This window comes from Microcoleus sp. bin38.metabat.b11b12b14.051 (assembly GCF_013299165.1).
Taxonomy (GTDB): Bacteria; Cyanobacteriota; Cyanobacteriia; order Cyanobacteriales; family Microcoleaceae; genus Microcoleus.
Window position 1 is genome coordinate 1 of record NZ_JAAFKD010000005.1, and the last position, 25,737, is coordinate 25,737.

The 25,737-nt window shown below is 46.4% G+C and carries 23 protein-coding genes; 15 read left to right on the forward strand and 8 right to left on the reverse strand.

Annotation, left to right across the window (positions count from 1 at the left end; translation table 11 throughout):
• Window positions 1-419: 419 nt before the first annotated feature.
• A complete protein-coding gene (locus QZW47_RS07435; RefSeq protein WP_293125641.1) occupies window positions 420-668 on the reverse strand; it encodes a chlororespiratory reduction protein 7 in 249 nt (82 codons plus the stop codon).
• A gap of 287 nt (window positions 669-955) precedes the next feature.
• Between QZW47_RS07435 and sir the strand changes: the two genes are divergently transcribed.
• From sir to QZW47_RS07470, 7 genes are all read left to right on the forward strand, one after another.
• Window positions 956-2,947: a sulfite reductase, ferredoxin dependent gene (gene sir, locus QZW47_RS07440; protein ID WP_293125643.1), complete on the forward strand. Its 1,992-nt coding sequence runs from the start codon at window positions 956-958 to the stop codon at window positions 2,945-2,947.
• Between the two features lie 239 nt (window positions 2,948-3,186).
• Entirely contained in the window at window positions 3,187-4,008 is an 822-nt protein-coding gene (locus QZW47_RS07445) for a 16S rRNA (uracil(1498)-N(3))-methyltransferase (RefSeq protein ID WP_293125645.1), read from the forward strand.
• Between the two features lie 59 nt (window positions 4,009-4,067).
• Window positions 4,068-4,298, forward strand: coding sequence for a hypothetical protein (locus tag QZW47_RS07450; protein ID WP_293125647.1), 231 nt, complete (start codon window positions 4,068-4,070; stop codon window positions 4,296-4,298).
• Complete coding sequence (locus tag QZW47_RS07455; RefSeq protein ID WP_293125649.1) at window positions 4,279-4,635, forward strand: type II toxin-antitoxin system PemK/MazF family toxin; 357 nt, start codon at window positions 4,279-4,281, stop codon at window positions 4,633-4,635. Before QZW47_RS07450 ends, QZW47_RS07455 begins: the two co-directional genes overlap by 20 nt.
• Before the next feature lie 101 nt (window positions 4,636-4,736).
• Window positions 4,737-5,141 carry a lysozyme inhibitor LprI family protein gene (locus QZW47_RS07460; RefSeq protein ID WP_293125651.1) on the forward strand — a complete coding sequence of 135 codons (405 nt, stop codon included), beginning with the start codon at window positions 4,737-4,739 and terminating at the stop codon, window positions 5,139-5,141.
• A 64-nt stretch (window positions 5,142-5,205) separates the two neighbouring features.
• Window positions 5,206-5,652 (forward strand): hypothetical protein, encoded by a 447-nt coding sequence (locus QZW47_RS07465; RefSeq protein ID WP_293125653.1) that lies wholly within the window; start codon window positions 5,206-5,208, stop codon window positions 5,650-5,652.
• A 12-nt stretch (window positions 5,653-5,664) separates the two neighbouring features.
• Window positions 5,665-6,432 (forward strand): PPC domain-containing protein, encoded by a 768-nt coding sequence (locus tag QZW47_RS07470; protein ID WP_293125655.1) that lies wholly within the window; start codon window positions 5,665-5,667, stop codon window positions 6,430-6,432.
• 18 nt (window positions 6,433-6,450) lie between these two features.
• On the opposite strand, the gene QZW47_RS07475 is transcribed toward QZW47_RS07470, so the two are convergent.
• Together QZW47_RS07475 and QZW47_RS07480 are read right to left on the reverse strand one after the other, a co-directional pair.
• A complete protein-coding gene (locus tag QZW47_RS07475) occupies window positions 6,451-6,675 on the reverse strand; it encodes a YgiT-type zinc finger protein (RefSeq protein WP_293125657.1) in 225 nt (74 codons plus the stop codon).
• Window positions 6,665-6,988 carry a DUF4258 domain-containing protein gene (locus QZW47_RS07480; protein WP_293125659.1) on the reverse strand — a complete coding sequence of 108 codons (324 nt, stop codon included), beginning with the start codon at window positions 6,986-6,988 and terminating at the stop codon, window positions 6,665-6,667. Before QZW47_RS07480 ends, QZW47_RS07475 begins: the two co-directional genes overlap by 11 nt.
• A gap of 108 nt (window positions 6,989-7,096) precedes the next feature.
• Between QZW47_RS07480 and QZW47_RS07485 the strand changes: the two genes are divergently transcribed.
• A complete protein-coding gene (locus tag QZW47_RS07485; RefSeq protein WP_293125661.1) occupies window positions 7,097-8,284 on the forward strand; it encodes a tetratricopeptide repeat protein in 1,188 nt (395 codons plus the stop codon).
• Window positions 8,285-8,746: 462 nt separating this feature from the next.
• Here QZW47_RS07485 and QZW47_RS07490 read toward each other — a convergent pair whose 3' ends face one another.
• Entirely contained in the window at window positions 8,747-9,220 is a 474-nt protein-coding gene (locus tag QZW47_RS07490) for a hypothetical protein (protein ID WP_293125663.1), read from the reverse strand.
• A 315-nt stretch (window positions 9,221-9,535) separates the two neighbouring features.
• Between QZW47_RS07490 and QZW47_RS07495 the strand changes: the two genes are divergently transcribed.
• On the forward strand, window positions 9,536-10,153 hold the full coding sequence (locus QZW47_RS07495; protein ID WP_293125665.1) for an alpha/beta fold hydrolase: 618 nt from the start codon (window positions 9,536-9,538) through the stop codon (window positions 10,151-10,153).
• 625 nt (window positions 10,154-10,778) lie between these two features.
• Here QZW47_RS07495 and QZW47_RS07500 read toward each other — a convergent pair.
• Window positions 10,779-11,210: a VOC family protein gene (locus QZW47_RS07500; protein ID WP_293125667.1), complete on the reverse strand. Its 432-nt coding sequence runs from the start codon at window positions 11,208-11,210 to the stop codon at window positions 10,779-10,781.
• Between the two features lie 11 nt (window positions 11,211-11,221).
• Between QZW47_RS07500 and QZW47_RS07505 the strand changes: the two genes are divergently transcribed.
• On the forward strand, window positions 11,222-12,142 hold the full coding sequence (locus QZW47_RS07505) for a TIGR00297 family protein (RefSeq protein WP_293125669.1): 921 nt from the start codon (window positions 11,222-11,224) through the stop codon (window positions 12,140-12,142).
• 202 nt (window positions 12,143-12,344) lie between these two features.
• Here QZW47_RS07505 and hetR read toward each other — a convergent pair whose 3' ends face one another.
• The 3 genes from hetR to QZW47_RS07520 form a co-directional block, all read right to left on the reverse strand.
• On the reverse strand, window positions 12,345-13,247 hold the full coding sequence (gene hetR / locus QZW47_RS07510) for a heterocyst differentiation master regulator HetR (RefSeq protein WP_293126143.1): 903 nt from the start codon (window positions 13,245-13,247) through the stop codon (window positions 12,345-12,347).
• A 652-nt stretch (window positions 13,248-13,899) separates the two neighbouring features.
• Window positions 13,900-14,124 (reverse strand): hypothetical protein, encoded by a 225-nt coding sequence (locus QZW47_RS07515; protein ID WP_293125671.1) that lies wholly within the window; start codon window positions 14,122-14,124, stop codon window positions 13,900-13,902.
• Between the two features lie 95 nt (window positions 14,125-14,219).
• On the reverse strand, window positions 14,220-16,106 hold the full coding sequence (locus QZW47_RS07520) for an FAD-dependent oxidoreductase (RefSeq protein WP_293125673.1): 1,887 nt from the start codon (window positions 16,104-16,106) through the stop codon (window positions 14,220-14,222).
• 883 nt (window positions 16,107-16,989) lie between these two features.
• On the opposite strand from QZW47_RS07520, the gene cysC reads away from it, so the two are divergent.
• The 5 genes from cysC (at window position 16,990) to QZW47_RS07545 (ending at window position 25,563) form a co-directional block, all read left to right on the forward strand.
• Window positions 16,990-17,514 carry an adenylyl-sulfate kinase gene (gene cysC, locus QZW47_RS07525; protein ID WP_293125675.1) on the forward strand — a complete coding sequence of 175 codons (525 nt, stop codon included), beginning with the start codon at window positions 16,990-16,992 and terminating at the stop codon, window positions 17,512-17,514.
• 37 nt (window positions 17,515-17,551) lie between these two features.
• Complete coding sequence (locus QZW47_RS07530) at window positions 17,552-19,336, forward strand: SLBB domain-containing protein (RefSeq protein ID WP_293125677.1); 1,785 nt, start codon at window positions 17,552-17,554, stop codon at window positions 19,334-19,336.
• Between the two features lie 190 nt (window positions 19,337-19,526).
• Window positions 19,527-21,803, forward strand: a complete 2,277-nt coding sequence (locus QZW47_RS07535) for a tyrosine-protein kinase domain-containing protein (RefSeq protein ID WP_293125679.1) — start codon at window positions 19,527-19,529, stop codon at window positions 21,801-21,803.
• A 456-nt stretch (window positions 21,804-22,259) separates the two neighbouring features.
• A complete protein-coding gene (locus QZW47_RS07540; protein ID WP_293125681.1) occupies window positions 22,260-23,627 on the forward strand; it encodes an NAD-dependent succinate-semialdehyde dehydrogenase in 1,368 nt (455 codons plus the stop codon).
• A 298-nt stretch (window positions 23,628-23,925) separates the two neighbouring features.
• On the forward strand, window positions 23,926-25,563 hold the full coding sequence (locus tag QZW47_RS07545; protein ID WP_293125683.1) for an acetolactate synthase large subunit: 1,638 nt from the start codon (window positions 23,926-23,928) through the stop codon (window positions 25,561-25,563).
• Window positions 25,564-25,737 lie beyond the last annotated feature (174 nt).

Genomic DNA, 25,737 nt, shown 5'->3' on the forward strand with positions numbered 1-25,737 from the left:
CGATCGCACACCGGACACATCTTAGTCGGTAAATCAGATTTCGCTCGCTGCTTAGCCATGCTAATTTTGACAGTAGTTAGATTAACTATAGCCTTTATCAATTAGGTGAGGTAATCGGGCATCGGGCATCGGGCATCGGGCATAAGTTACTTGTTACTTGTTACTTGTTATTTGTTATTTGTTATTTGTTACTTGTTACTTGTTACTTGTTACTTATTATTTGTCACTTGTTTTAATATCGAAGTTCTCAAAAAAGTGAGGTATGCCCCATGCCCCATGCCCCATGCCCCATGCCCTATGCCCCATGCCCTTTGTTACTTATTATTTGTCACTTGTTTTAATATCGAAGTTCTCAAAAAAGTGAGGTATGCCCCATGCCCCATGCCCCATGCCCCATGCCCTATGCCCCATGCCCAAAATTATTTTTCTAAACGCACTGCGTACCACTGCAAAAAATTTCCTGGGCCCACATCTAATTCACAATAAGTATCAATTAAATACTTGGCTTGTTCTTCCACAGAAGAGAATTTTAGCACATCCTGTGGCAACTCTTCGTGTTCTTCGGCTAAAACCGCTTTCAGCTTTTCTAATAGTTCCGCCGCCGTCAAAAACTGCTCCGGCTGGTTTGTTTCTAGCACCACAAAGGTGTCTTCGTCATACAGTGACATAGTTTTAAAGGTTGAGGTTAATTATTTCTAAAGTTTCCGGGAGTTATGCTAGCGAAAGTATAAACTCTTAATTACAATTTTCTGGCCCCGGCTCGATCGTGTTAAAATAGAACAACATCAGAATTCCTACCGGATTACCGTTATTAGCTTAGTTGTTAACCGAGTTGTCAACAGATCCGACACAGCATTTCTGAGGAAATTTGTCAAGTGCAAATTTGTCAAATATCAGATTGTCAAGAAATATTCGATCGACCTTTATCTAATTATAACTGGCACTACACATTCCCATGATTACATCTACCACTTCAACCCCTGCGGCGCGCAAGCCCTCTAAATCAGAAGGTCTCAAAGAACGCAGCAACTATTTACGAGAACCCGTTGCGACTGAACTGTTACAAGAAACAACCCACTTCACCGAAGACGGGATTCAGATTCTCAAATTTCACGGCTCGTACCAACAAGACAACCGCGACAATCGAGTTAAAGGACAAGAAAAAGACTATCAGTTCATGCTCCGCACCCGCAATCCCGGCGGGTTAGTTCCACCCGAACTATTCTTGGCATTAGACAAGCTATCTGAAGAATACGGAAACCACACGCTGCGCGTCACAACCCGCCAAGGTTTCCAAATTCACGGCGTGCTGAAAAAAAATCTTAAAGCAGTGTTTTCCTCAATTATTAAAAATATGGGGTCAACCTTGGGAGCTTGCGGCGACTTGAACCGCAACGTCATGGCACCGCCAGCACCTTACAAAAATCGCCCAGAATACCAGTATGCTTTGCAATACGCCAACAATGTCGCCGATTTGCTGACACCGCAAACCGGTGCTTATTACGAAATTTGGCTTGATGGCGAAAAGGCTATTTCCGCTGAGGAAGACCCCGCAGTTAAGGCCGCCAGACAGCAAAACGGCAACGGCACAATCTTTAGCGAGGATAAGGAAGAGCCGATTTACGGCGAGCATTATATGCCGCGCAAGTTCAAGTGTTCCGTTACTGTACCGGGAGACAACTCAATTGACTTGTACTCTCAGGATTTGAGCTTGGTGGTAATTACCAATGAAGCTGGCGAGTTGCAAGGTTTTGACGTGTTTGCCGGCGGCGGTTTGGGCCGCACTCACAATAAAGAAGAAACTTTTGCTCGCGTTGCGGACGAGATTTGCTATGTTGCCAAGGATGATGTTTACAATTTGGTCAAGGCAATTGTAGCAACGCAAAGAGATTTTGGCGATCGCACAGACAGACGACACGCCCGACTCAAGTACCTAATTAACGACAAAGGCGTCAAGTGGTTCCAAGAAAAAGTAGCCGAATATTTTGGCAAACCGCTAGAAGCGTTTAAACCGCTGCCTGAGTGGAAGTATTTTGATTTCTTGGGCTGGCACGAACAAGGCGACGGCAAGCTGTTTGTCGGCATTTCCGTAGAAAACGGCCGGATTAAGGATGAAGGCTCGTTTCAGCTAAAAACGGCTTTGCGGGAAATCGTGCAGAAGTACAATGTGCCCCTGCTGGTGACACCGCACCAAAACGTCACGATTTACGATATTTCCCCAGATATCAAATCAGAAATTCAGGGAATACTCGATCGCAGCGGCATTAAAGCAGAAACTGCGATCGATCCTTTGGTACGCTATGCGATGGCGTGTCCGGCCATGCCGACGTGCGGGCTGGCAATTACCGAATCCGAGCGCGTGATTCCCAGCATTTTAGAGCGGATTCGGGCGAGCTTGACCAAAGTTGGCTTACCAGACGAGCATTTTGTAGTGCGGATGACTGGCTGCCCCAATGGATGCGCTCGTCCTTATATGGCAGAATTGGGTTTTGTCGGGAGTTCCCCAGAATCCTACCAGATTTGGCTGGGCGGTTCTCCCTCACAGACGCGGCTGGCAAAACCAATTGAGGAAAAGCTGCACGTCAATGATTTTGAAGCTTTTCTGGAGCCAATTTTTGTTTATTTCAAGCAAAAACGGCAACAAAGCGAGAGTTTTGGCGATTTTTGCGATCGCGTTGGGTTAGAATCTATCCGTCAATTTGTAACCAATCACCAATCTGCTGACTCGATGACAACTGAGATTAATGATTTAGATGTTACGTCTAGTAACGACGATGAAAACGAGACTGCCACTGCTGGCGGTGGCAAAGTCCGCCGTCGGATCAGCGTCCGCGATGAAATCTACAACGAACTCAAGGAAGAAGCCGCCCGTCAGGGCAAGCCGATTACGCAGATAGCTACAGAGGCGATTTCGACTTATTTGAAGAAGATTAAGGAGGAAGGATAAGCCAGTTTTCGATTGTATTCAATAGAACTCAGCCAAAAGTAATATAAGGGCAGAGCATTTGCAGAAAAAAACTTAGATTTTTAACATAAATCTGGTTGTAAATGCTTTGCCTTTATTATTTCCGAGCCCTTAAAACCCCGCCTACCTATCTCCTCTCTTCCTCTCTTCCTCTGCGCTCTCTGCGTTCTCTGCGGTTAAAGAAAAAAAATCTAATAGAAAAACGAATAATCCAAAATTTAATGCCTCAATTACAAAGATTAGCAGTTAATGCCGCCCAAATTTGCGATCGCACAATCAACTTAACCCCCGAACAACAGCATTATTTACATCGCGTGTTGCGACTGAATCAGGGCGATAAATTTATTGCAATGGACGGTCGAGGACATTGGTGGCTAGCAGTCCTAGAAGCCCAGGAAACAGGTTTGATTGCGTCGATAACAGCAGAAATCGCAGTTAATAAGGAGCTTGGTGTCGAGGTGACTTTGATGGCGGCTTTGCCCAAGGGAAACGGCTTTGATGAGGTTGTCAGACAGGCCACGGAGTTGGGTGTGGCAAGTATTTTGCCGCTGACGAGCGATCGCACTTTGCTCAAACCGAGCGCCCAAAAAGTCGATCGCTGGATCAGGATTGCTACCGAGGCGGCAGAACAGTCCGAGCGTCAAATTGTGCCAGTGGTTGTAGAGCCTGTTTCCTTTGATTTAGCTGTGAAAGATTGCCATCAAAAACATCGATTTATTTGTGTGGCGCGTGGAGAAAATCGCTATTTGGGGGATTGTTTGAGCCCTTTAGAACCCCCCCAGCCTAGGGCGGGCACGGGGGCACCGCCCCTACAAAGGGGGGAGCAAGAACCGGAGGAAGAACCCCAGGAATTATCGATCGCCATTGCTATTGGCCCGGAGGGCGGCTGGACAGATGGAGAAGTGCAAAAGGCGATCGAGTTTGGTTTTGAACCTGTTTCTTTGGGTAGCAGAATCCTGAGGGCGGTAACAGCCCCGATTGTGGCTTTATCTTTGGTGGGAAGCGCTTTTGAAAAGCGCCCATCCCCCAAAAAAATTCCCTGAGGTGCTAGATATCCTAAACAAAGCTAAAATGTCAATGAATCATTAGGAATAAAAATAAAATGTTAAAATCAGTAAAGGGTATATATCGAGACGGCCAAGTTGTGTTACTGGAAACTCCAGCCGACGTACCTGAAGGAAAAGTGATTGTGACATTTCTCGCCGAATCAGGGTTAGTAGAGCTGCAATCTCGCGGTATCGATCGGCAACAAGCAGGAGATTTACGCGTAAGGTTGAGCCGATTTACAGAGGATTGGGAACAACCAGAAATGGATGTTTACGATGATTTATAGGCGCGGTGACGTAGTGCTGGTTCTGTTTCCCAATGCAGATTTGCGTACTGCGAAGCGCCGCCCCGTTTTGATAGTCCAAGCCGATCGTCTCGGGACTAATTTAGGACAAACTATTACAGCAATGATTACTAGCAATTTAGCCCGCGCCAAACACCCCAGCCGGGTTTTAGTTTCCCTAGCAACACCGGAAGGACAGCAAACACGACTTTTGGCTGATTCGGTAATCATGACAGACAATCTGGTAACGCTTCTCGAAGTGGAAATCGATCGCAAAATTGGTATTTGGTCAAATATGGCGGCAGTAGATGCAGCACTAAAGCATACTTTCGCAATCTGAAAAACACGGCATCTATCGCCAAATCTAAAAATAATCTTGAAATTCCAGGCATCAAATCAGTCTTGTGTTACTTACATCCTAAAATAGGTGGTTCAGGGGGAATGAAAATAAGTTTAAGAAAAAGCCGATCGCTCTTTTTGTCGCTCGCACCGATCGCAGTTTTAGCAACAACATCAGTTTTGGCACAATCTGGGCCTTTTCCCATTGCTCAACAGATTAATTGCGATCGCCCCCAAGGAGACGTGGAAGTCAGGGCTTGTATTCGGTTTAGGTATGAAACCTCCGACAAACGACTGAATGACGTTTACAAGCAACTGCTTGCTAAATTGAAGGGTGAAGAGCGATCGCTCCTTGTGGAAGCACAGTTAGGCTGGATTAAGCTGCGGGATAATAACTGCGAATTTGAAACCTATAGAAGTCGTGGCGGTACAGGTTATCGAGGTTTTCTCAATGAATGTTTGGATCGGATGACAAAAGCGCGTACTGCTGAATTGGAAAAGTATTAAAACGGGGTTAATTTCCTGTAAGGCGATCGTCCGCGGTAGGAAACAGAAAGGAAAAATCACCAAAATGCGATCGTACACCTTACTCAGCACTAACCTAGCAATCTTCAGCATTTACTGCTTACCCATTTTAGCCCAGCCCGCGCAGACACTGCAAAACCTAACAGACGGCAAATATTTTTATGGAGAAGTCCCAGAAGCCAACCGCATAGCAACTCAATATATGATTTTTCAGAAAACAGGTGAAACTTTCATAGCCTTTGAATACCGCAGCAATACTAGCGACAATAGCTGTTTGAAAGGTACAATTAGTCAGAACACTTTTAACATTCAAACAATAGCATCTCCTCCAGATCCTGGTTACGATCGCCTGAAATGGCAATTCTCCTCCGGGAAACCCTTCGATTTCAGTAAATGGTACCAACTCAACATCAGCCAACTACCTGACTTTGGCGAAAAAAAACTCGCAGAATGTATCCGCGCCTTCAGCACCAAGCCTGACAAAAATCCCTAAAGATAAATATTTATGAAAACCCTCCCCCTTACCCTCACCCTCATCTCAGCAGCTATCACCGCGATCACACCAGCAGTCTTAGCCCAACCGCAGCCACCCGCCAACGAAATCTACATCGATAAAAATTGCCGCCCCAACCAACAATTACCCCAACTTGAAAGATACACTATTTTTAGCAGAAACGAATTTACAAGTAACGGTCAACAGTATTTATTCTATAGCGCCCGATATCAAGATGGAACCGTAGTTCTATGTATATCCAAACCAAATTTTAACCAGCCCAAAACTGTAAGTCAACCTAAAATAGAAGCTAACTTTATTGACAAAATAGTACAAGTTCCCAACAACAAAACAGCCTTTATCATCACAGTCAGAGAAGGCAATGGTTTGGATACACCCATGACAAATTATGCCTTAGATTTCAAGAATGTCGATCGACCAAAACTCACATCCCTGTCCCTGCTACAGCAGCGGGGAACCCTCAAAGACGGCGACCCCAGCCTTCAGGGCGGCAGCTTTTACCGCGAACACAGCTTTCAAGGACGTGCAAATCAATCCGTCACCATCGACCTCAAAAGCAGGTCATTCGAGCACTTCGTCACAATCATCGCACCCAGCGGCAATAAAATTGTCGATATCAAAGCTGTTCGCCCCAACAACCGAGAATCCCAAATTACCGTAAAATTGCCCAGCAACGGCACTTACAAAATAATTGTTCAAGGACTCGATCGCACCAGCAAAGGTTCATACACCCTCAGCATTAATTCCAATCAACTATAACTAAACTTAAACCAACCGCTAAGCAAACTCAAAAACAGGTGTTTCAATCACCCTAGTCGGCTTTCTATCTTCCCAAATCATCTTCTGCAACTGTTCCACAGTCTCAGGCGAAAAAAAACGCTCTCCCGTTTCCAAACACACTCTAGCAGGAACATTTTCAATAATAATAAACTTACCTTTGATTTCAAGCGTGTAAGTTACCTTTTGTTCCACCATTGTTTCTCTCCAGATATCAGGGTTCATTTTGATTTATCCTTAACTTAAAATTAATCCAAATTTTCGGCTCTGGTTCATATAAAGTAATGATTTTTACCAAAGGACGAGATGGATAACTGCACTGAACGTGCAAAGGTCTATTGGCAATAGTCAAACCAAAAATCAAACAGCTTGGGCCATATTTGTCATCGGGATACTCTTCGATAACTTCACCAATCATTATTGCTTCCCGAAGTTCTTGTACGCTGATACCGCGAACTATGCTTTGGTTTACTGCGTGTTGTGAAAGCTCAAAATCATTGCGTACAATTTTGACACGTATTTTTTCAATTATTGTCATACTTACATATCATATCCATAAGTTAACACAAGAGCGAAAGTTGTTAACCAGTGGCGGAACCAACCAAACATCAGCCAAGATAGAAACACACCCATTCCCGCAACCGCCATGACAGACATCCACCAAATAGCAGCCGCCCTCGATCGCCAAGACTACAAAGGCGCCGCCCAACTCATCAAACAACTGCAACAAGAATCCCCTGAAAATCCCTGGGTACAATACTACATCGGCCGCTACTACGAACTCACCAATAACCCCGAAAAAGCCCAAACAACCTACAAACAAATACTCCGCGACATCACCAACCCCAAAATCGTCTCCCAAGCCCGCCAAGGCATTCAACGCATTGAAACCGCACAACAAAACCTGCGCCAACAAGCAATCGAAACCGCCAAAAACGACCCCAACAGCCTCGATCCCGGACTCCTGATCCTCGAACCCGTCAGTCCCGAAGACAAGCCCGCAGCCATACAAAACATCAGCAGAATCTTCAATACCGACGCCTACACAACCCGGATGCAAATCCAAAGCCGCGGCTGGAGACTCTACAAAACCGGCCCCATCGCCGAACTGCGAATTTACGGCCAAGAACTCATCAACGCCGGAATTCCCGTATTTTGGGCAACTCTAGCCGACATTCAAAAAATCCAAATCTTCCGAGTGCAACACTTCCAATCTCTATCTTCCCCAACCGTAGTTTGCAAAGATAACTTCGATAGACTTGGTTCCATAGAATTTAAATGGTCAGAAGTCAGCCAAATAGTAGAAGGCGCGTTACCGATTTTTATTGATGTTATGGACTACTCGCCCAACCGCAGAAACGATGAATTTCGCCACAAAGAAATCACGCAAGATTACGCTCAAATCTGCGACTTACACATTCCCAGCCGCCACTGCATTCTGCGAATTTGCGACCAAAGTTACGAATTTCAACAAGGCGTTGACTTCACCAAAATTTCACCAAGTATCCCAGCTTCACCGAACCAAAAAAACCAAACATCCAGAGTCAAAAAATCCCCACAAATCCCTCAAAGTACCACCAGAATCAACTGGAATCACTTGCTAGAAATATTTGAGCAACAACTTGACGTTACAGTGTGGTCAGAATTTACTCCTTTTGCCGATACAGTCCTGGATTACACCCAGATGTTAAGCAAAATTGACCCTCATGTAGAAGTCGAGCGCAAAGCCGAAACTCCTTGGGACCCGGCTTTCCAGCTATACAGTGGATTAGCCTTTCTCAGAAACCAAGGAAACAGGGAAGAAGAAAAATCAACAAGGAATAAGTATTCGTAGGGTGCGTCGCTATCAAAAATCTTAAAAAAAGATAGACAATCTCATGGCGACGCACCTTCTACCACAATACAGTTCACTTAAGAAAATAATTGCTCAGCGCGCACCTGACTTAACCGAGAAATGTCATAGTCTCTGCGATTGCCGCGCTCGCTCGCTGCGGACAAAAAACGTTAAGTGAACCGTATTACCTTATACCATTTACAAAAAGTCTTGTTACACAACAATTGTTGGGCGGAGTGAAACGGAGGGTTGTCTTTTCAACGATTCTGTAAGGTGCGTCGCTATGAGATTGTCGCTTTTTGTGCGAGTAATTGTCGATGAATCCACACCCTACGAATAATCTTGCTCAGACACCCAAGAAATAGGAAATAAAAAAAGAGTTAAAAATTAAAAATTAGCAATCCCATTTTTTAATTTTTAACCCCAGTATTGGGAATTATTCAATATCAAATTCCCTAAGTTCTACTTGGTTTTCACCTGACGGGCCATTTCGCGGAAATTGTTCATGCTGGGGCCAGGACTCCGACGATTTCCAGTTGGTGTTGGCATTAAATTATTAGGAGCAAAAGTCCGAACAGGTTCAGCTTGACTCGGTACTTTGCCGTTAGTTGCAGCAGCAGGTACCTTAGCGGGTTCGGAAGTCTTAGCAGGAACGCTAGCTACTGGTTCTTTTTCTTTCTTGGACTTTTTCTCTACCTTAGCTTTCTTTGCCGGTTCAGACGGCTCAGACTTCACAGCCTCAACTTTTGCCGGTGCAGCAGCAACAGGCTCAGGCTGCTTGGCAACAACAGGCTCAACCTTCGCCGGTGCAACTTTAGCCGGTTCCTTAGCCGAAGATTCGCCTAAATCTAGGAAATATTCAGACTTTTTCAAGCCCAACAGTCCGGCGAAAAAGCTGAAAATACCGCCGAAGAAATTTTTGATAAAACCAAACATTAGACTTACTCCTTTTGTTCTTTTAGGGAAATTTGTACAAGTTTGTCAACAAAGTCAGATTACGAGGTAAGGCAACCTTTGTCTACATTTCTTAATCAAAATTTACATTTTTTGTCAAAAAATGCAGAGGTTCTAGTAGTTTTTACTCAGTAATGCCAGTCTTACCTTTGCACTTATTTACGATTATCTCAGAATTTATGACATATTCGGTATTTGCCCGCGATATCTCGATCCGATTCGCTAGCTGTCCCAGTAGGGGTCAAACTCCCTAGGGGAGTAATTTATGCTGTAATCGGCAAGCAATTTTTAGGCAAAATGAACAGTTCGCTCGATCGCAATCCCGTCATCTTGATCCACGGCATTTGGGACACAAAGTCTATTTTCAGCAAAATGTCCGCCCGCCTCACCGAACTCGGATGGGCAGTTCACAGCCTCAACCTCACCCCCAACGACGGCAGCCTCGGCCTCGACTCACTGGCGAAGCAACTGGCAGAATACATATCTGAAACCTTCGATCCAGAACAGACATTAGACATAGTAGGCTACAGCATGGGCGGCATCGTCAGCCGCTACTACGTCCAGCGACTGGGAGGAATTAACCGAGTCCAGCGTTTCATCACCATATCTTCCCCCCACAAAGGAACCCTCACCGCCTATTCCCTAGCCCTACCAGGATACCTCGATATGCGGCCCGATAGCGGCTTGCTGCGCGATTTAAATCAAGATGTAACCGTGCTCAAACGGATAAATTTTACATCAATGTGGACGCCATTTGACATCATGATTGTACCGTCGAACAGCTCCCAAATGCCAGTAGGCAAAGAAGTCAAACTTAACGTAATGCTGCACCGCCAAATGGTAACAGAAACCCAAAGTATTAACGCATTAGTAGCAGAACTCAAAGCACCTATTAAAAATAAAATTCATACTTAAAAATGAATAGCAATTTCAGCCCCAACCCAGTCTTACTAATTCACGGAAATTTCAGAAAATAGAAAAATTTCCCCAAAATGTTTGCCGATCTCAGAGATTGAGATTGGTGAGCCTACACCCTCGATATTTCGCCCCACTGGGGCAACGCCAGCATCGACGAATTAGCCGTATAAATGGCAGATTATCTAGACAAAAACTTCCAGCCAAAACAGCCTTTATAGTAGGATTGAGCAGGGGCGGCTTACTAACTCGCTATCAAATCCGAAGAATAGAATTCAAAACAGGTTTGTAGTGAGGACTTTAGTCCGCATCAAATCCCAAAAAGAGAATTCAAAACAGGTTTGTAGTGAGGACTTTAGTCCGCATCAAATCCCAAAAAGAGAATTCAAAACAGGTTTGTAGTGAGGACTTTAGTCCGCATCAAATCCCAAAAAGAGAAGGCAAAACAGGTTTGTAGTGAGGACTTTAGTCCGCATCAAATCCGAAAAATAATTCAGAGCGCCCGAACCTATTGTGTTATGAGTGACCGGGAAAGATAAAACTGGTAAGGTGCGCCAACAGAAAGATGCTCAGTCATCCAAAAAAGAACTTGATCTTGACGCACCCCACGAGGCTCATCTAACTACTAAACTGCATCGCCGACTTCAGCGTATTCGCTGCGGCCAAAAATTGCCTCAGCTTCGCAGTAATACTTGAACTCCAGTATATTGTGGAAAGGATCTTCTAAGAAAAAAGTGCGGTGTTCTGTAGGCAAACCGACAAATCGCCTTCTAGGTTCTTGATAGAAATTTAAATTGTGTTGCTGAGCCTTTGCTAACAACGCTTCCCAATCAGCTTCCGAAGTGAAAATTAACCCAAAATGCCGGGGATAGATGCCTCGCTGAGGCGTCACAGCTTCGCGGCTGACGTGGGCGACTATTTGATGCCCGCACAAACCCATAATCGCAGAATTCGGGGATTCGCGACCTAATTGGCAGCCGAGTCCGTCTACGTAGAAGGCTTTGGTTTGGGCAATATCTGTCACGGGGAAGGCAAGATGAAATAAGACTTGGCTCATGGAGGTACTAAATGCAGAATTCAGAATTGTTCTTTAATTATTTATCTTGGTCTAATCCTTGGTTGGTGGCGATCGCCCTGAATACATTTTTACTCGCGATCGCCACACTTGCTCCTAAAAAATTACTTACTCCGGCTGGACAACTCCACGGTTGGCTGCTGGGCGTCATCATCTGGGGCAGTTTGGGATGGCAAGGCTATGCTGTGGTGATGTTCTACTTTCTGGTGGGATCAGGAGTTACCCGCATCGGCAAAGCTCAAAAAGAAGCCCAAGGAATTGCCGAAAAACGTTCCGGAGCCCGAGGCCCGGAAAATGTTTGGGGTTCGGCTTTAACCGCTACTTTCTGCGCTGTGGGAGTTTTGGCATTGTCTATTTTGGGAGACACAGGCGGTATTTTGGGAGACACAGGCCGTATTTTGGGAGACACAGGCGGTATTTTGGGAGACACAGGCCGTATTTTGGGAGACACAGGCAAGATGCCTGTGCCACAAGATGTGATTTGGGCTGTGCCACAAGATGTGATTTCCCTGTTGTTGCTGGGTTATGTCGCTAGTTTCTGCACTAAACTTTCTGATACCTGCGCTAGCGAAATCGGCAAAGCTTACGGGAAACATACGTTTTTGATTACTACCTTGCAGCCTGTACCTAGGGGAACCGAAGGGGCTGTCAGTTTGGAAGGAACGATCGCAGGTATTGTCGGCTCGGTGCTGATGGCGCTGGTTAGTTGGGCTGTGGGTTTAATAGACTTGACAGGAATTGCTTTTTGTGTTATTTCAGCTTTTATTGCTACCAACATCGAGAGCGTGATTGGCGCGACAGTGCAATCTAAGTTTGAGTGGCTGACGAATGAGGTAGTAAATTTTTTCAATACGCTGATCGGAGCGATCGCCGCGATCGTCCTAGCCTCTGTCTGGAAAGCTTTTTTAGCTTAGTCAATCCTGGACGCAATCGCGACCCAAAAAACCGGGTTTTTTACGAAAATTCAAGGCATTAACGCCGTATTTCGGTAAAAAACCCGGTTTCTGCCTCCAAGACTATTAGTTATTGAGCGTTAGTCATTCGTGTCAAGCGATCGACCAATGACAACTGACAACTGACAACTGACAACTGACAACTGACAACTGACAACTGACATTAAGCGTCATCTTGCGGCCCAAAAACCATTTGTAAAACCATTGTTGGTTCGCCACGCTTGTGATAGCGATCGGCCCAATTGCGAATAATTTCATCTAATTCCTCAACAGCTTGTTCGAGCCGTTCAGGCGGGATATCCAAAGTTTCCATAACTCGCATGACGTTTGGTTGTTTTTCCGCCCAGTCCTTCATCAGCCGGAAATATCTAGCAGTATCCTCCACCATTGTAAAAGTGCGTTCTTCCTGCTCTGCCGGAGAGTAAGTAGCGCGGGTGAGGGCATAAAAAGGCATTCCCCAAGGCGAATCGATCCGAGTCACCGTTCCGGAATATATCAAGCGGCGCTTGATGTGTTCTGCTAGAGCTTCGCTCAGTGGCATTCGCCTTTCCGGAGGCATATCTTCTTGCGATCGCCTGTGCAGAAACTCGATCAACTCCATAAATTGAAAAGAGTTGATCAATTGAGCATCAGGCGGATTCGCAGGAATCTTGCCTTCGAGATATTTTTTTTCATCCGCAGTCAAGCTGTTTCCCGGAATTCGAGGGCGTCCCGGAACCCAAGCATACTGTTCCAGCCAGACATAAGGAAACTGAATCAAATATCTAGGTTCTTGGGAACCCAACATTTTCAGCAATTTTCCCTTAGTCAGAGCTTCCTGAACTTCCTCGACAATCACCTTCACCCGTTTAGGCTCAATGTGATGCAAGTGCCCGGTCATCCGCAGGTTATCCTGCTCCATATAAGTCATATAAATGGCACACTTAGCCGCCGTGGCGGCCGCGTCAAGGAACGCCCCGTGCCTGTGCCCACTGGTTCTCATGGCGCTAAACGCCAGATATAGCATGATCTGATCCATTGCACTAGGGCTGAGGCTTTTGACCAGATCCAAAGAGTCATTTTTCATCACAATCCCCGAAATAGCCAAATTAGGAGGCATTTTGTCGTCCTCCACGAAATTATTGCAAGAGCGCCGAATCAAGCATAGCCGACTGTCGCCGGAAAGCTTGCCAGCTAGACTAAGATTGAAGCCAATTAAATTCCATGAGAGCGCTGGGAGCTTGGCTTAAAGGCGATCGCCACCGCATAAGTGGTTCTTATTGGCGAATTTAACAAGAGTGCGGAACCTTCAGCACTCAGGATTTACTTATATATAAGTTAGTTATCGCACGTTAATTATAGTGCAGCGGTTGAAAATTCAACCCCACCTGCGGGGGGATAACGTAAATAAGTGTTGCGACAGGAACTTGAGGCGGCGCCGAGACGGGAAGCGGCAGAATGCAAAAGCAAAAGAGGGGCACAATCGAAGCATCTTAGAGGCCCAGAATTGTATCGTTTGCCAGACAAAACCGCCACCCACTAGAGTCTATCTCTAGGTAGATGGCGGTTATAGGTTTATATGCTAGCATTTCTCATACAAAAAGAATATCCGAAGGACTGTCAACAAAAAGTGTAGTTGCCGTTTAACCGGAAAGACTAGAATCCCAGAAAATCAGATGGAGCGATCGAATCAACGGTGCGAACCAACTGGCGTTGCGGCAATCACTTGACCCGTGCCATTAGAAATTTTGTAGCGCCTGAGTAACATTAGGCTCGGTAAAGCTTCTGCGTCCGCTGCCTCTCTCAGGCAGGCGCTCGCCCTTTTGTTGAGTTTGTGCTGACAACATATATTGAGCCGTGGCAGTTTCGAGCATGGAGGCTGGAGACTCAAAAGCACTAGCGGCGCTGGCACTCAAGGTAATGCCCAACAGGCTCAGGAAAGCAATTGCAGTGTAGGTTTGCATGGGTAGTATCCGTGTCAGTGTCTATTACCTGATACAGAGTTGACCCCATAGATCAGGAGAGATTTCTGGCAATTTTCGGAACTTTGCAAAAAACCTCACCGATTCAATGCTACTGCTCCCGCCAGGAGCCAAGCACCGGCCTCATTCAGCCTTCCCCATACCCTCAGAGGTGTTTCTGTGGCGCAATTCTCTAAAAATTGGTCGGTTTCCCAGTCTAAAGTCACGAGTTGCCAAGTTTGACCCCTCCAGGATGGGGGATTTGTCAGGCTTAGCGTCCAGTCTTGTGCGCCCAGGCGGCGGAAAATACCCGAAAATTCGCTCTCGCTATTTGCTGTTTTACTGCTGGGACTGGCGCAGAAACTGGGTTCAAATGTCAAGGTTCTGGTTTCAAATACAGAACTTTCGTTGAGAAACCGGGTTTCTCGATCGCTTTTAACTGACAAAGGACATTCGCCACTCGCGGGATATGCTTGAGGTCGATCGAGATAATAGCGCTGCCGATCGAGCCAATCCGATCGCTGGGGTGTCAAATTAAATAAAGGAACAACCGCCGCCCTCGCCTCAGAATCTTGCAGCAAAGCTTCCTGTAAAACCCTGACAGGCAAATCGCGCGGCTGACATCCAGCTTCAACGCACAATGCAGCCGCCATCCCCGCCGCCTGTCCGATATTCATCACCACAGGCTGCAAGCGAGTTGCACCGTTGGCGATGTGAGACACGGAAATATTTTTTTCGCAGACTAGCAAACCGTCTGTACTCTCAGGAATTAACGCACCGTAAGGAATTGTAAAGGGAGTGCCAGTCCAGCGCCCGCCCCAGCGGATGGATTTGGGCTGCAAGAAAATGTCGCCTCTAGTGTAGTGGTGATCGTTGGCATAGTTGCCGATCGCAATTGTCTGGCAAATTCCCTGAGAATCGATCGGCAATTTCGCGACTCTGGCACCGAAAACAGGCAAAATATCTGTTTCTGTGACTGTACTTATCCCTCGCAAACGGCGGCTTTCTCGGTAGTACGGGTGCAAGGCGAAAGCAGAACGAACCAGGCAAGAATTTTGTGAATTTTCTGTAGGTGAAATCGGGAAAATATTCTCTGCTAAGCCGTAGCGCAGGCCGAGTTGGGTTTGAATGAAGCGGGCGAAACTTTGGCTGTGCCAGAGACTTTCTTGGAGGAATTCTTGTCGGGATGTTTCAGATTCAATTAGTCGATCGACTCCTTCACCATAATCATTACCACGAATCGGCCAATTAATCATCAACAATCCCCCAGGCAGTCGGCCGTAATTGAGAAATTGTTCGGGAGTGTAAGCGTCCCAAGCACCGATAAATCGATCGGGATTGTCAACAGGCGGCGGGGGAATTTCGGGCGCCACCGCACCTTCGCCAAAATCCTGCATTACAACCACCCAAGTAGGAGCTTGCACCGAATACCTTTGTGTGAGATCGTTAGGGGCGATCGGCGCGCTAGGTTCTCCCCATTGGGCTTGAAATTCCCAACCCCAGCGGTGCGGCACCTGGGCTAAAGCCAGCAAATCTCCCAATTCCGTTGCATCCAAAGTGATTTTGGCCGCCACCGTAAAATCGGCAAACCGAACCCCAGAAATTATGTTGCCTTCTATTAGCACATCTTGAGCTTTTTGTCCAGAAATCCACTGCAAGTTCGGCAAACACTTAACCCAATCAGCAAAAATTTCAGCACCAGTGCGGGGATCGTAAGTAAAAAAACTGACCCAGCCCCAATCCAAACCACCGGGCTGTCGCTGCTGGAGTTCCCGGAGAAACGCACCCCACAAACCCGTCTGAAAGGCTGCTAATTCGTTGCCGTCGGGGGCACACACGCCCGCGTTCGTCAGCATTCCTCCCAGCCAAGGAAATTCGCTGACTAAAATAGTTTTGGCACCGCGGCGGGCCGCTTGCACGGCGGCTGCGGTGCCACCGGTACCGCCACCGACTACTAGAACATCTGCTTTTAAGGTTGAGGACATGGCAATAGGATTTGAGATTATGCGACTTCCTTCGGCTTGCTTCGGCGAGAGCTCTTCGGACAAGACGCTGGCTGACAAGTCGGGAGCGAACAAGTTTTAGATTGAAGAATTGTAGATTACTAATGGCGATCGTCACGTGTTACAGGATATAGCAGTTCGATCTCTCATCTGAGGTATTGACCGGCTCGATCCCTCAATCCCCCAATCCCCCAATCTAAAATCTAAAATCTAAAATCCAAAATCAAAACCTGTACCTCACCTTTTTGAGAACACCTATAGATGTGTGGTGTTGGGGCTAATTAAATTTTGCTTTGTAAAGACTTGACAAATCATATATCGGTAATTACGTAGATACAGCACTTTGTTGGTTCCGCAATCACTTTTAGATCGCCTATTCGCCTATTTATATTCCAATACGGTTCACTTAACGCTTTTTGACGAATTCTACTCGTTACCAGGCTGTGCCTGGTAACGCAGATCAGGAGGAAGAGCCTCCAAATCCTGTGCCGAGGCTCTTCCTCGCTTGTATGGGTTCCAAGGAAGAGCCTTGGAACCCATACAAGCATTTTTTGCAAGCCCGATTATTCTTAAGTGAACCGTATTGATTTATATTCTTCCTCTGCATCAAGGGCTTCATCTGTAGTTAATAAAAAAATATAGTCCTGAAATGCCGATGGTAGAAACCGAGTAGATTCGTAGATATAAGCGTCAGTAATCCACGATTTTTTGCTTTTTACGGGTTTGTGAGCGTAAGTCATAAATTAGTTATTATGAGACAGATCGCATTTAAAATCAAAAAAAAAGCTAAAAATAGGGAACAGGGACAGTAGAATAATAGATCGCATAATTTCTCGATCATTCACTACTAACAAAGCAATTGAAAATGGAAAAAGGTTTTATATTGTGGTTTACCGGGCTGAGCGGTTCCGGCAAAACAAGTATCAGCAAAGCGCTTGAACCAGAATTGAAGGGTCGAGGCTGCAAAGTAGAAATATTGGATGGAGATGTCGTTCGTACCAACTTGTCAAAAGGTTTGGGATTTAGTAAAGAAGACCGAGATACTAATATTCGGCGGATTGGATTTGTGGCGAACCTACTCAGCCGCAATGGAGTTGTGGCAATGACGGCAGCTATTAGCCCCTACAGAGCAGTTCGCGACGAAATTAGAGCGATCGAGCCAAATTTTGTTGAGGTGTATGTCAAAGCGCCGCTAGAAGTGTGCGAAGCGCGCGATGTCAAAGGGCTCTACGCTAAGGCGAGATCCGGAGAAATTAAGGGTTTTACCGGAATTGACGATGCCTATGAAGAACCTGTCAATCCTGAGATTATTTGTTACACAGAGCGAGAAAGTTTGGCAGACTGTGTGAAAAAAGTTCTCAGCAAGTTAGAAGAGTTGGGTTACATTTGATGTTGGCGGGGTAGGAAGAGGATAGGGGCAAACAGCGATGGTGGTGAAAAGTTTTTCGCGCAACGTGCAACTTGAGAAACAACCTCACTTTTGGGTTGCCTTGGAGGAGAGGGAAAGGCGAGATTTTATCCCTGATCTTTGCCAGAAAGGGTCTGAGGGAGAGGTTTTCAGCAAAAGCTGCAAGCTGGGTTGTTACGTAAGTAATGCCGTCAAAAATTTAATTGTCCAAAGTTTAACAGTGTCAGCGGTGGTGGCTGCTGTGGGGTCGTATCCGGCGGCGGCACAGTTTTTGCCTCCTCCTCCTCCTTCTCCTCCTTCTCCTTCTGTTCCTCCTCTTCCTTATTCTCCTCCTCCCCCTCCTCCTGCTTCGCTTTCTCCGATTCCCGTACCGGTACCCGCAGCGCCGGGATTTCCGGCGGTTCCGGCCAGTGCGCCTGCAAGTGTACGATCGGAAGTTTACACTTTGGGCGCGGGCGATCGCATTCAAATGGATATTTTCAACGTCCCGGAATACAGCGGCCCCAACGGTCAACACCAAGTACAGGCCGACGGTTCCCTGAGTTTGCCGTTAATTGGCAGCCTATCCGTGGCTGGAATGACCTTAGAACAAGCTTCTAATGCTGTCAAGGAACGATACGGCAAATATCTCAAACGTCCTTGGATTACCCTGAAACTGCTGGCGGCGCGTCCTTTGCAAATTGCGATCGCCGGCGAAATCAACCGCCCCGGAGCCTATACAATATCTTCAGCAGCAGGGCCTGGAGGCACAGCAGAGCAAATCGGCACTCAAATGCCCACAATCTCGCGGGCGCTGCGAATGGCGGGCGGAATTACCCAGTCAGCAGACGTGCGCCAAATCAAAATCCGCCGCCCCCAGCGCAACGCACAGGAACAAATTATTAGTGTGGATTTGTGGGAATTATTGCAAAACGGCGATTTGCGCGCCGATCTAACTTTGCGCGACGGCGATACTATATTTATTCCCACAGTCACTAGCCTCAACCGCCAAGAAGCACCGACTTTAGCAGTAGCTAACATTACCGGGCAAAGCACTCAACCAATTAATATTGCTGTAGTGGGCGAAGTAACTCGCCCCGGTACTTATACTCTGGCAAAAGAGGTTCAAAGTAAGGTACAAGAGAATGAATCGGGTGCAGATTCTGGTTTGTTTGAAAAGAAGGAAACCGACGGCGGCGGGCAAATAGTTTTGCAACAAACTGTAACTAGGGCGATTAAAATGGCGGGCGGCATTACGCCGGTAGCTAATATCAGACAAATACAAGTTCGCCGTCTGACGCGGGCGGGTACCGAACAAATTATTAATGTGAATTTGTGGCAACTTTTGGAAGCGGGAGATGTATCCCAAGATTTAACGCTGCAACAGGGAGATACGGTAATCGTTCCCAAAGCCGAAAATCTTGATGCACTCGAAGGCGCGCAAGTTGCTACTTCTAATTTTTCACCGGATTCGATTAAGGTTAGTCTGGTGGGAGAAATCGTGAAACCCGGGTCTTTTGCTATGGTGCCCAACACTACTTTAAATCAAGCACTGGTAGCAGCGGGAGGTTTCAATAAATCGCGGGCCCAAATGGATTCGGTGGATTTAATTCGCCTCAATCCTAACGGTAGTATTTCGCGGCTAAGTGTCAAGGTGGATTTTTCAGCAACCGCCAATGAGGAAAGCAATCCCAAACTGCAAAATAATGATGTAATTATGGTAAGGCGATCGAGCCGCGCTACGTTCTCGGATAATGTAGGCGGGACTCTCGCTCCTCTGAGCCCACTCTTGGGAATATTCCGGTTGTTCAATATTTTTCGGTGATTTGAATAGACTAGCGCTAAGGCTTCATCAACCCGCTTGATAAAAAATCGGTTTGGTAACAAGCTTGATAGTTAGCAACCAAGTTGATGAAACGGCGCCAGTCGTATAAACGTTTAAACTAATAAGTTGTAGCAATCAAATGAAACCAGGTAAAAAATCTCAAATAGCCCTGTTTAATCAAAATAAAAAAATGGTTGGACAACAAAGATTATCTTCGGTACTTTATGAAGAAGAGCAATTTTTTGGCAGGAACAACACAGAGGAAGAACAGTTAAGCTTTTGGGAAGTTTGCCGCAGTCGCTCCATCTTAGTCATCGGCGTAGCAGCGGCAGTGACAACCGGAGTTTTTGCCTGGACGCTGAATCAAAAAAGTGAGTACGAAGGGCGCTTTCAATTATTAGTAGAACCCGCGGTTACGCAAAACACTTTAGCAAAAGTCTACTCCGGCGAGATCAAACTGCAACCGGCGACTCCCGCAACGCCTGAGAGCCCGGGTTTTGACTACGAATCGCAAATTCAAGTTTTGCAAAGCCCGCAAGTCATGTCGCCGATTATCAAAGAGTTGCGGGCGAAATATCCAGAAATAAATTACCACTACCTTTTGAACCAAAAAGCAGATAATTTGCCGTTTTCTCAGCAAACCAGGCTGTCAATTAATCGCTTCAAAAATACCAAGATTATCGAAGTTAGATATCGGGATTACGATCCCAAAAAAATTCAGTTTGTTTTGGAAAAAGTTGCCCTAGGCTACCGCAACTACAGCGTGCAAGATACGAAAACTCAAATTAGCCAGAGTCTGGATTTTGTAAAATCGCAAATTCCCAACCAGAAAAAGCGTCAACAAGCTCTGCAAACTGAAATTCAAAAGTTGCGACAGCAGTACAATTTCATCGATCCGCAAATTCAAACCCAACAACTGGCGCAGCAAATCAGCCAACTTCAAGCGCAAAGATTGGACGCACAAACGCAGCTTAACCAGCAGAGATTGCTCTATGCTAACCTGCAAAGTCAGCTTGGATTAACCCAACAACAAGCGCTGATGGCTTCGGCTCTGAGTCAAGCTCCCCGCTATCAAGGAATGCTGACTCAATTGCAGCAATTGGAAGGGCAAATTGCGATTAATTCAGCGACGTATACAGACAACTCTCCACAAATGCAATTGTTGCGAGATCAGCGCAAAAACTTGATTCCTTTGTTGAAAAAAGAAGCCCAACAGGTGCTGGGAAATGATTTAGCTAAGGTGAATTCGCAAGTGCTGGCTTTTCAAGATCCGGTGCGGATTAAGTTAATCGAACAGTTTATCGGTACTGCTAATTCTATTCAGGTTTTGGGGGTGCGGAATCAAGTTTTAGAACAAGCTGCTAAGGAGTTGAATCAATACTCTCAAGGATTCCCGGTGATTTTGCGGCGCTATGGGGATTTGCAGCGGGAGGCGGAGTTGACTAACAGTACGCTGAATGGTTTGCTGGCAAAACAGCAAGCTTTACAACTTGAATCTGTGGGCAAAAAAGAGGTGGCTTGGGAAGTTATTGCTAAGCCGGAAATTCCGCGCTACAAAAATGGCGAGTTGATGGCTGTTGCTCCGATTATGCCTGTGAATTTGGCTTTGGGAGGATTGGCTGGTTTGCTGTTAGGGATGCTGGCGGCGCAGTTGGCGGAACGGTTTAATAATAAAACTGTGTTCAACTCTCCGGAGGATGTCAAACATTCGATTCGGTTGCCTTTGTTGGGGGTAATTCCTGCTAGCGATAAAATTTTGAGACTGCCGCCTGCTGACACAACTACGATTGATGTGAAAAGTTCGCCGGTGCCGACGGATGCTTTTCAAGAAGCTTTTCGATCGCTCAATGCTAATATTCGGTTGTTAAACGTTGATACTCCGATCAATTCCTGTGTAATTACGTCTTGTCAAGTAGCTGACGGTAAGTCTACTGTGGCGGTAAATCTGGCGCGGGCGGCGGCGGCAATGGGCCAGCAGGTGCTGTTGGTGGATGCGGATTTACGGCGGCCGCAAGTCCACGAAATGCTCGGTTTGCCCAACTGGCAAGGCTTGCACAATGTGATTGCTGAGGATTTGGATGTGGAAGAGGTGATTTTGCGATCGCCCCGCGATGAAAATCTGTTTGTGTTAACATCCGGGCCAGTGCCTCCCGATCCGACAAAGGTGCTTTCTTCGCGAAAGATGCAGCATTTAATGGCAGCTTTGGCAAGTCATTTTGACTTAGTTATTTACGATACTCCGCCGCTTTTGGGTTTGGCGGATGCCAATTTGTTGGCGGCTCATACTAACGGATTGATGCTGGTGGTGGGGCTGCATCAAACTGAGCGGGAGGCGCTGTTATTGGCTTTTGAAGATTTGAAAATGGCGGGGATTCCGCTGTTGGGAATGGTGGCGAATAACGATAAGGGCAGCAGGTATTACTATCAGTCTTACGTGCAGAATTACATCGAGGAAAAGCCTGTTTAGGGAGATTTGATTCTATTACTCGTTACCAGGCTCTGCCTGGTAACGGAGATCCGGAGGCTCTGCCTCCATTGTCGATTGTCCCAGTCGAGGCAGAGCCTCGCTGATATGGGTTCTCAGGCACAGCCTGGGAACCAGTTGCCACTTCGATGCCTCCATTGTCGATCGTCCCAGTCGAGGTAGAGCCTCGCTGATATGGGTTCCCAGGCTCTGGCTGGGAACCAGTTGCCAGTTCGATCGCCAACATAAACTTTAACAACAAAATTTCTTAAGATTTGTGATTAATACCTTGCACTATAATTAGACATAGAGAGATTTAAACAAAACCCGGCACTTGCAAGTTAGCAAGACCTAAAAGTATGGCTGGTAAATTCCAATTTTGTAATACATCAATACAACTCCCGAACTAGCTTCACAACTATCAGGGAGTTTTGTATTTTTTGAAATGGAGATCAAACAATGGCTATCGCTACTATCAACCCGGCAACGGGAGAAACGCTCTTAACTTTCGAGCCGATCGCAGATGAGGCAATTGAAGCTAAGCTGGAATTAGCACAGCAAGCTTTTAACAAATACCGCTACCTGCCCTTTGAGCAGCGAGCAATCTGGATGCAGAAAGCGGCGGATATCTTGGAGCGCGATCGCGAAATTTACGCGGAAATGATGACGCTGGAAATGGGCAAAACACTCAAATCGGCGATCGGCGAAATAGAAAAATGCGCCTTAGTTTGTCGCTACTACGCCAAAAATGCCGCTCAATTCATGGCAGACGTACCCGCAACCACCGACGCTAGCAGTAGCTTTGTCCGTTACCAACCGTTGGGCGCTATTTTAGCCGTCATGCCCTGGAATTTCCCATTTTGGCAAGTTTTTCGGTTTGCGGCGCCGACGCTGATGGCGGGCAATGTCGGCTTGCTCAAACACGCTTCTAATGTGCCGCAGTGCGCTTTGAAAATCGAACAAATTTTCGCGGAAGCTGGCTTTCCCGAAGGAGTTTTTCAAACTTTGTTAGTCGGTGCTGACAAAGTAGCTAAAATCATTGCGGACGATCGCGTAAAAGCAGCAACTCTCACAGGTAGCGAACCAGCGGGCGAAAGTTTAGCCGTAAATGCCGGCAAAAACTTGAAAAAAGTTGTGCTGGAATTGGGAGGAAGTGACCCATTTATTGTCATGTCCAGCGCCGATTTACCAACAGCTTTATCAACGGCTGTAACATCACGAATGCTCAATAGCGGCCAAACTTGCGTATCTGCTAAACGGTTTATCTTAGCAGAAGAAATTGCCGACGAATTCATCAAAGGATTTGTGGAAAAATTCGAGCAATTAAAAGTAGGCGATCCGATGTTACCGGAAACCGATATCGGCCCTTTGGCTACTCCCGCAATCCTCAAAGAATTAGACAATCAAGTGCAAGCCTGCATCCAATCGGGAGCAAAACTTCTGACAGGCGGCCGCCCGCTGTCAGAGAAAGCCGGCAATTTCTACTTGCCAACCATCCTGACAGAAATTCCCCCGGATGCGGAGGCGCGCCAACAAGAGTTTTTCGGCCCGGTAGCTATGGTATTCCGGGTTGCAGGTATCGATGAGGCGATCGCCCTGGCCAACAGCACATCCTTTGGCTTAGCAGCCACCGCTTGGACTACAGTCAGGGAAGAGAGCGATCGGTTTATTTCGGAACTAGAAGCAGGTGCCGTATTCATCAACGGCTTAGTAAAATCAGATCCCAGATTGCCCTTTGGCGGCATCAAGCGATCGGGTTACGGACGCGAATTGAGCATCGAAGGAATTCACGAATTTGTGAACATTAAAACAGTCTGGGTAAAATAAGCGCGCGCCATCAACTTTTCGCAAAAACCCAAATCTATCTGTGTTTGTAGTGGCACGGGCGTCTCGCCAGTCGATCGCGGGCACGGGCGTTCTGACCCCTTGACGGGTGATGGTAGCACGCTTCGTGTCGCCCGTTCTTCTATCTGCGGTTATAAAATCAGATGCAGTATTTTTGTGAAAAGTTGACAAAGTGCGATCGGCTAAAAATTTTGTCACCCTTAAAAGCTGTACAATAAATCCCAAGATTGCAGATTATTTCAGAAAAACAAATCCTGAGTAACAGAGGAAAAAAACGGAAATGAACACAGCTCAACTCTTAGTCAAATGTTTAGAAAACGAAGGCGTAGAATACGTCTTCGGACTGCCAGGAGAAGAAAATTTAGAAGTTCTAGAAGCCCTAAGAAACTCTTCTATTAAATTTATTACTACTCGTCACGAACAAGGCGCCGCCTTCATGGCCGACGTTTACGGCCGCCTCACAGGCAAAGCCGGCGTTTGCTTGTCCACCTTGGGCCCCGGCGCAACTAACTTAATGACAGGAGTTGCTGACGCCAACTTAGACGGCGCTCCTCTAATCGCAATTACCGGACAAGTCGGCACAGACAGAATGCACATAGAATCGCACCAATATTTAGATTTGGTCGCTATGTTTGCCCCAGTTACTAAGTGGAATGCTCAAATTGTTCGCCCCAGCACTACGGCAGAAATTGTCCGCAAAGCCTTTAAAATAGCTCAAAGCGAAAAGCCGGGAGCAGTTCACATTGACTTGCCAGAAAATATCGCAGCAATGCCTGTGGAAGGAAATCCGCTCGCCAAAGACAATCGCGAAAAAACGTTTGGTGCTTACCAAAGCCTCAACAAAGCTGCTGTAGCAATTTCTAAGGCAAAAAGCCCTCTGCTTTTAGTAGGAAACGGCACGATCCGCGCTAACGCCAGCGATGCTTTGACAGAATTTGCTACTCGACTAAATATTCCCGTAGCTAATACTTTCATGGGCAAAGGCGTAATTCCTTACACTCATCCTTTGGCACTTTGGACGACAGGATTGCAAAAACGGGATTACATTAGCTGTGCTTTTGAAGAAACAGATTTAGTGATTGCTGTTGGCTACGATTTAATTGAATATTCCCCAAAAAAGTGGAATCCTGAAGGCAAAATTCCGATTATTCACGTGGGAGCTCTGCCAGCAGAAATTGATAGCAGTTACATTCCAGTTGTAGAAGTTGTGGGGGATATTTCTGATTCGCTGAATGAAATTTTGCAGCGTGCCGATCGCATGGAGAAAACCGATCCTTTTGCTAAGCAATTGCGGGCGGATATTCGCGCTGGCTACGAACAATATGCAAACGACGACGGTTTCCCGATCAAGCCGCAAAAAATGATTTACGATTTGCGGCAAGTCATGGGCCCGGAAGATATTGTCATATCTGACGTGGGAGCTCACAAAATGTGGATCGCGCGGCACTATCATTGCGATCGCCCCAATACCTGTTTAATCTCCAACGGATTTGCCGCGATGGGGATTGCAATTCCCGGCGCGGTGGCGGCAAAACTCGTTTATCCCGATCGCAAAGTAGTAGCAGCCACTGGCGACGGCGGCTTTATGATGAACTGTCAAGAGTTAGAAACTGCGTTGCGCGTCGGTACTAATTTTGTGACTCTCATCTTTAATGACGGCGGCTACGGGTTGATTGAATGGAAGCAGGAAGATCACTTTGGTCATTCAGATTTCATCAAATTTGGCAATCCCGACTTTGTGAAATTTGCCGAAAGTATGGGTTTAAAAGGCTATCGCGTCAAAGCGGCAAGCGATTTTATTCCTATTCTGAAAGAAGCGCTCGCTCAAGATGTCCCCTGCGTGATTGACTGTCCGGTAGATTACCGGGAAAATGCCCGTTTCAGTCAATTATCTGGGGATATGAGTTGCCATACATAAGTTAGGAAACGGGCATTTTTGTGTCAGTGTCTATCAAGATAGTTCACTTACCTGAAATCTGCTGTATTTCGGGTAAGGGACACTCTTCGAGATCAAGTCTTGTAGCTTCTTTGAGGTTGGCGATCGCTTCTTCTATTGTTTCGCCTTGGTCAACTGTTCAGAAGTTGCTGGCTT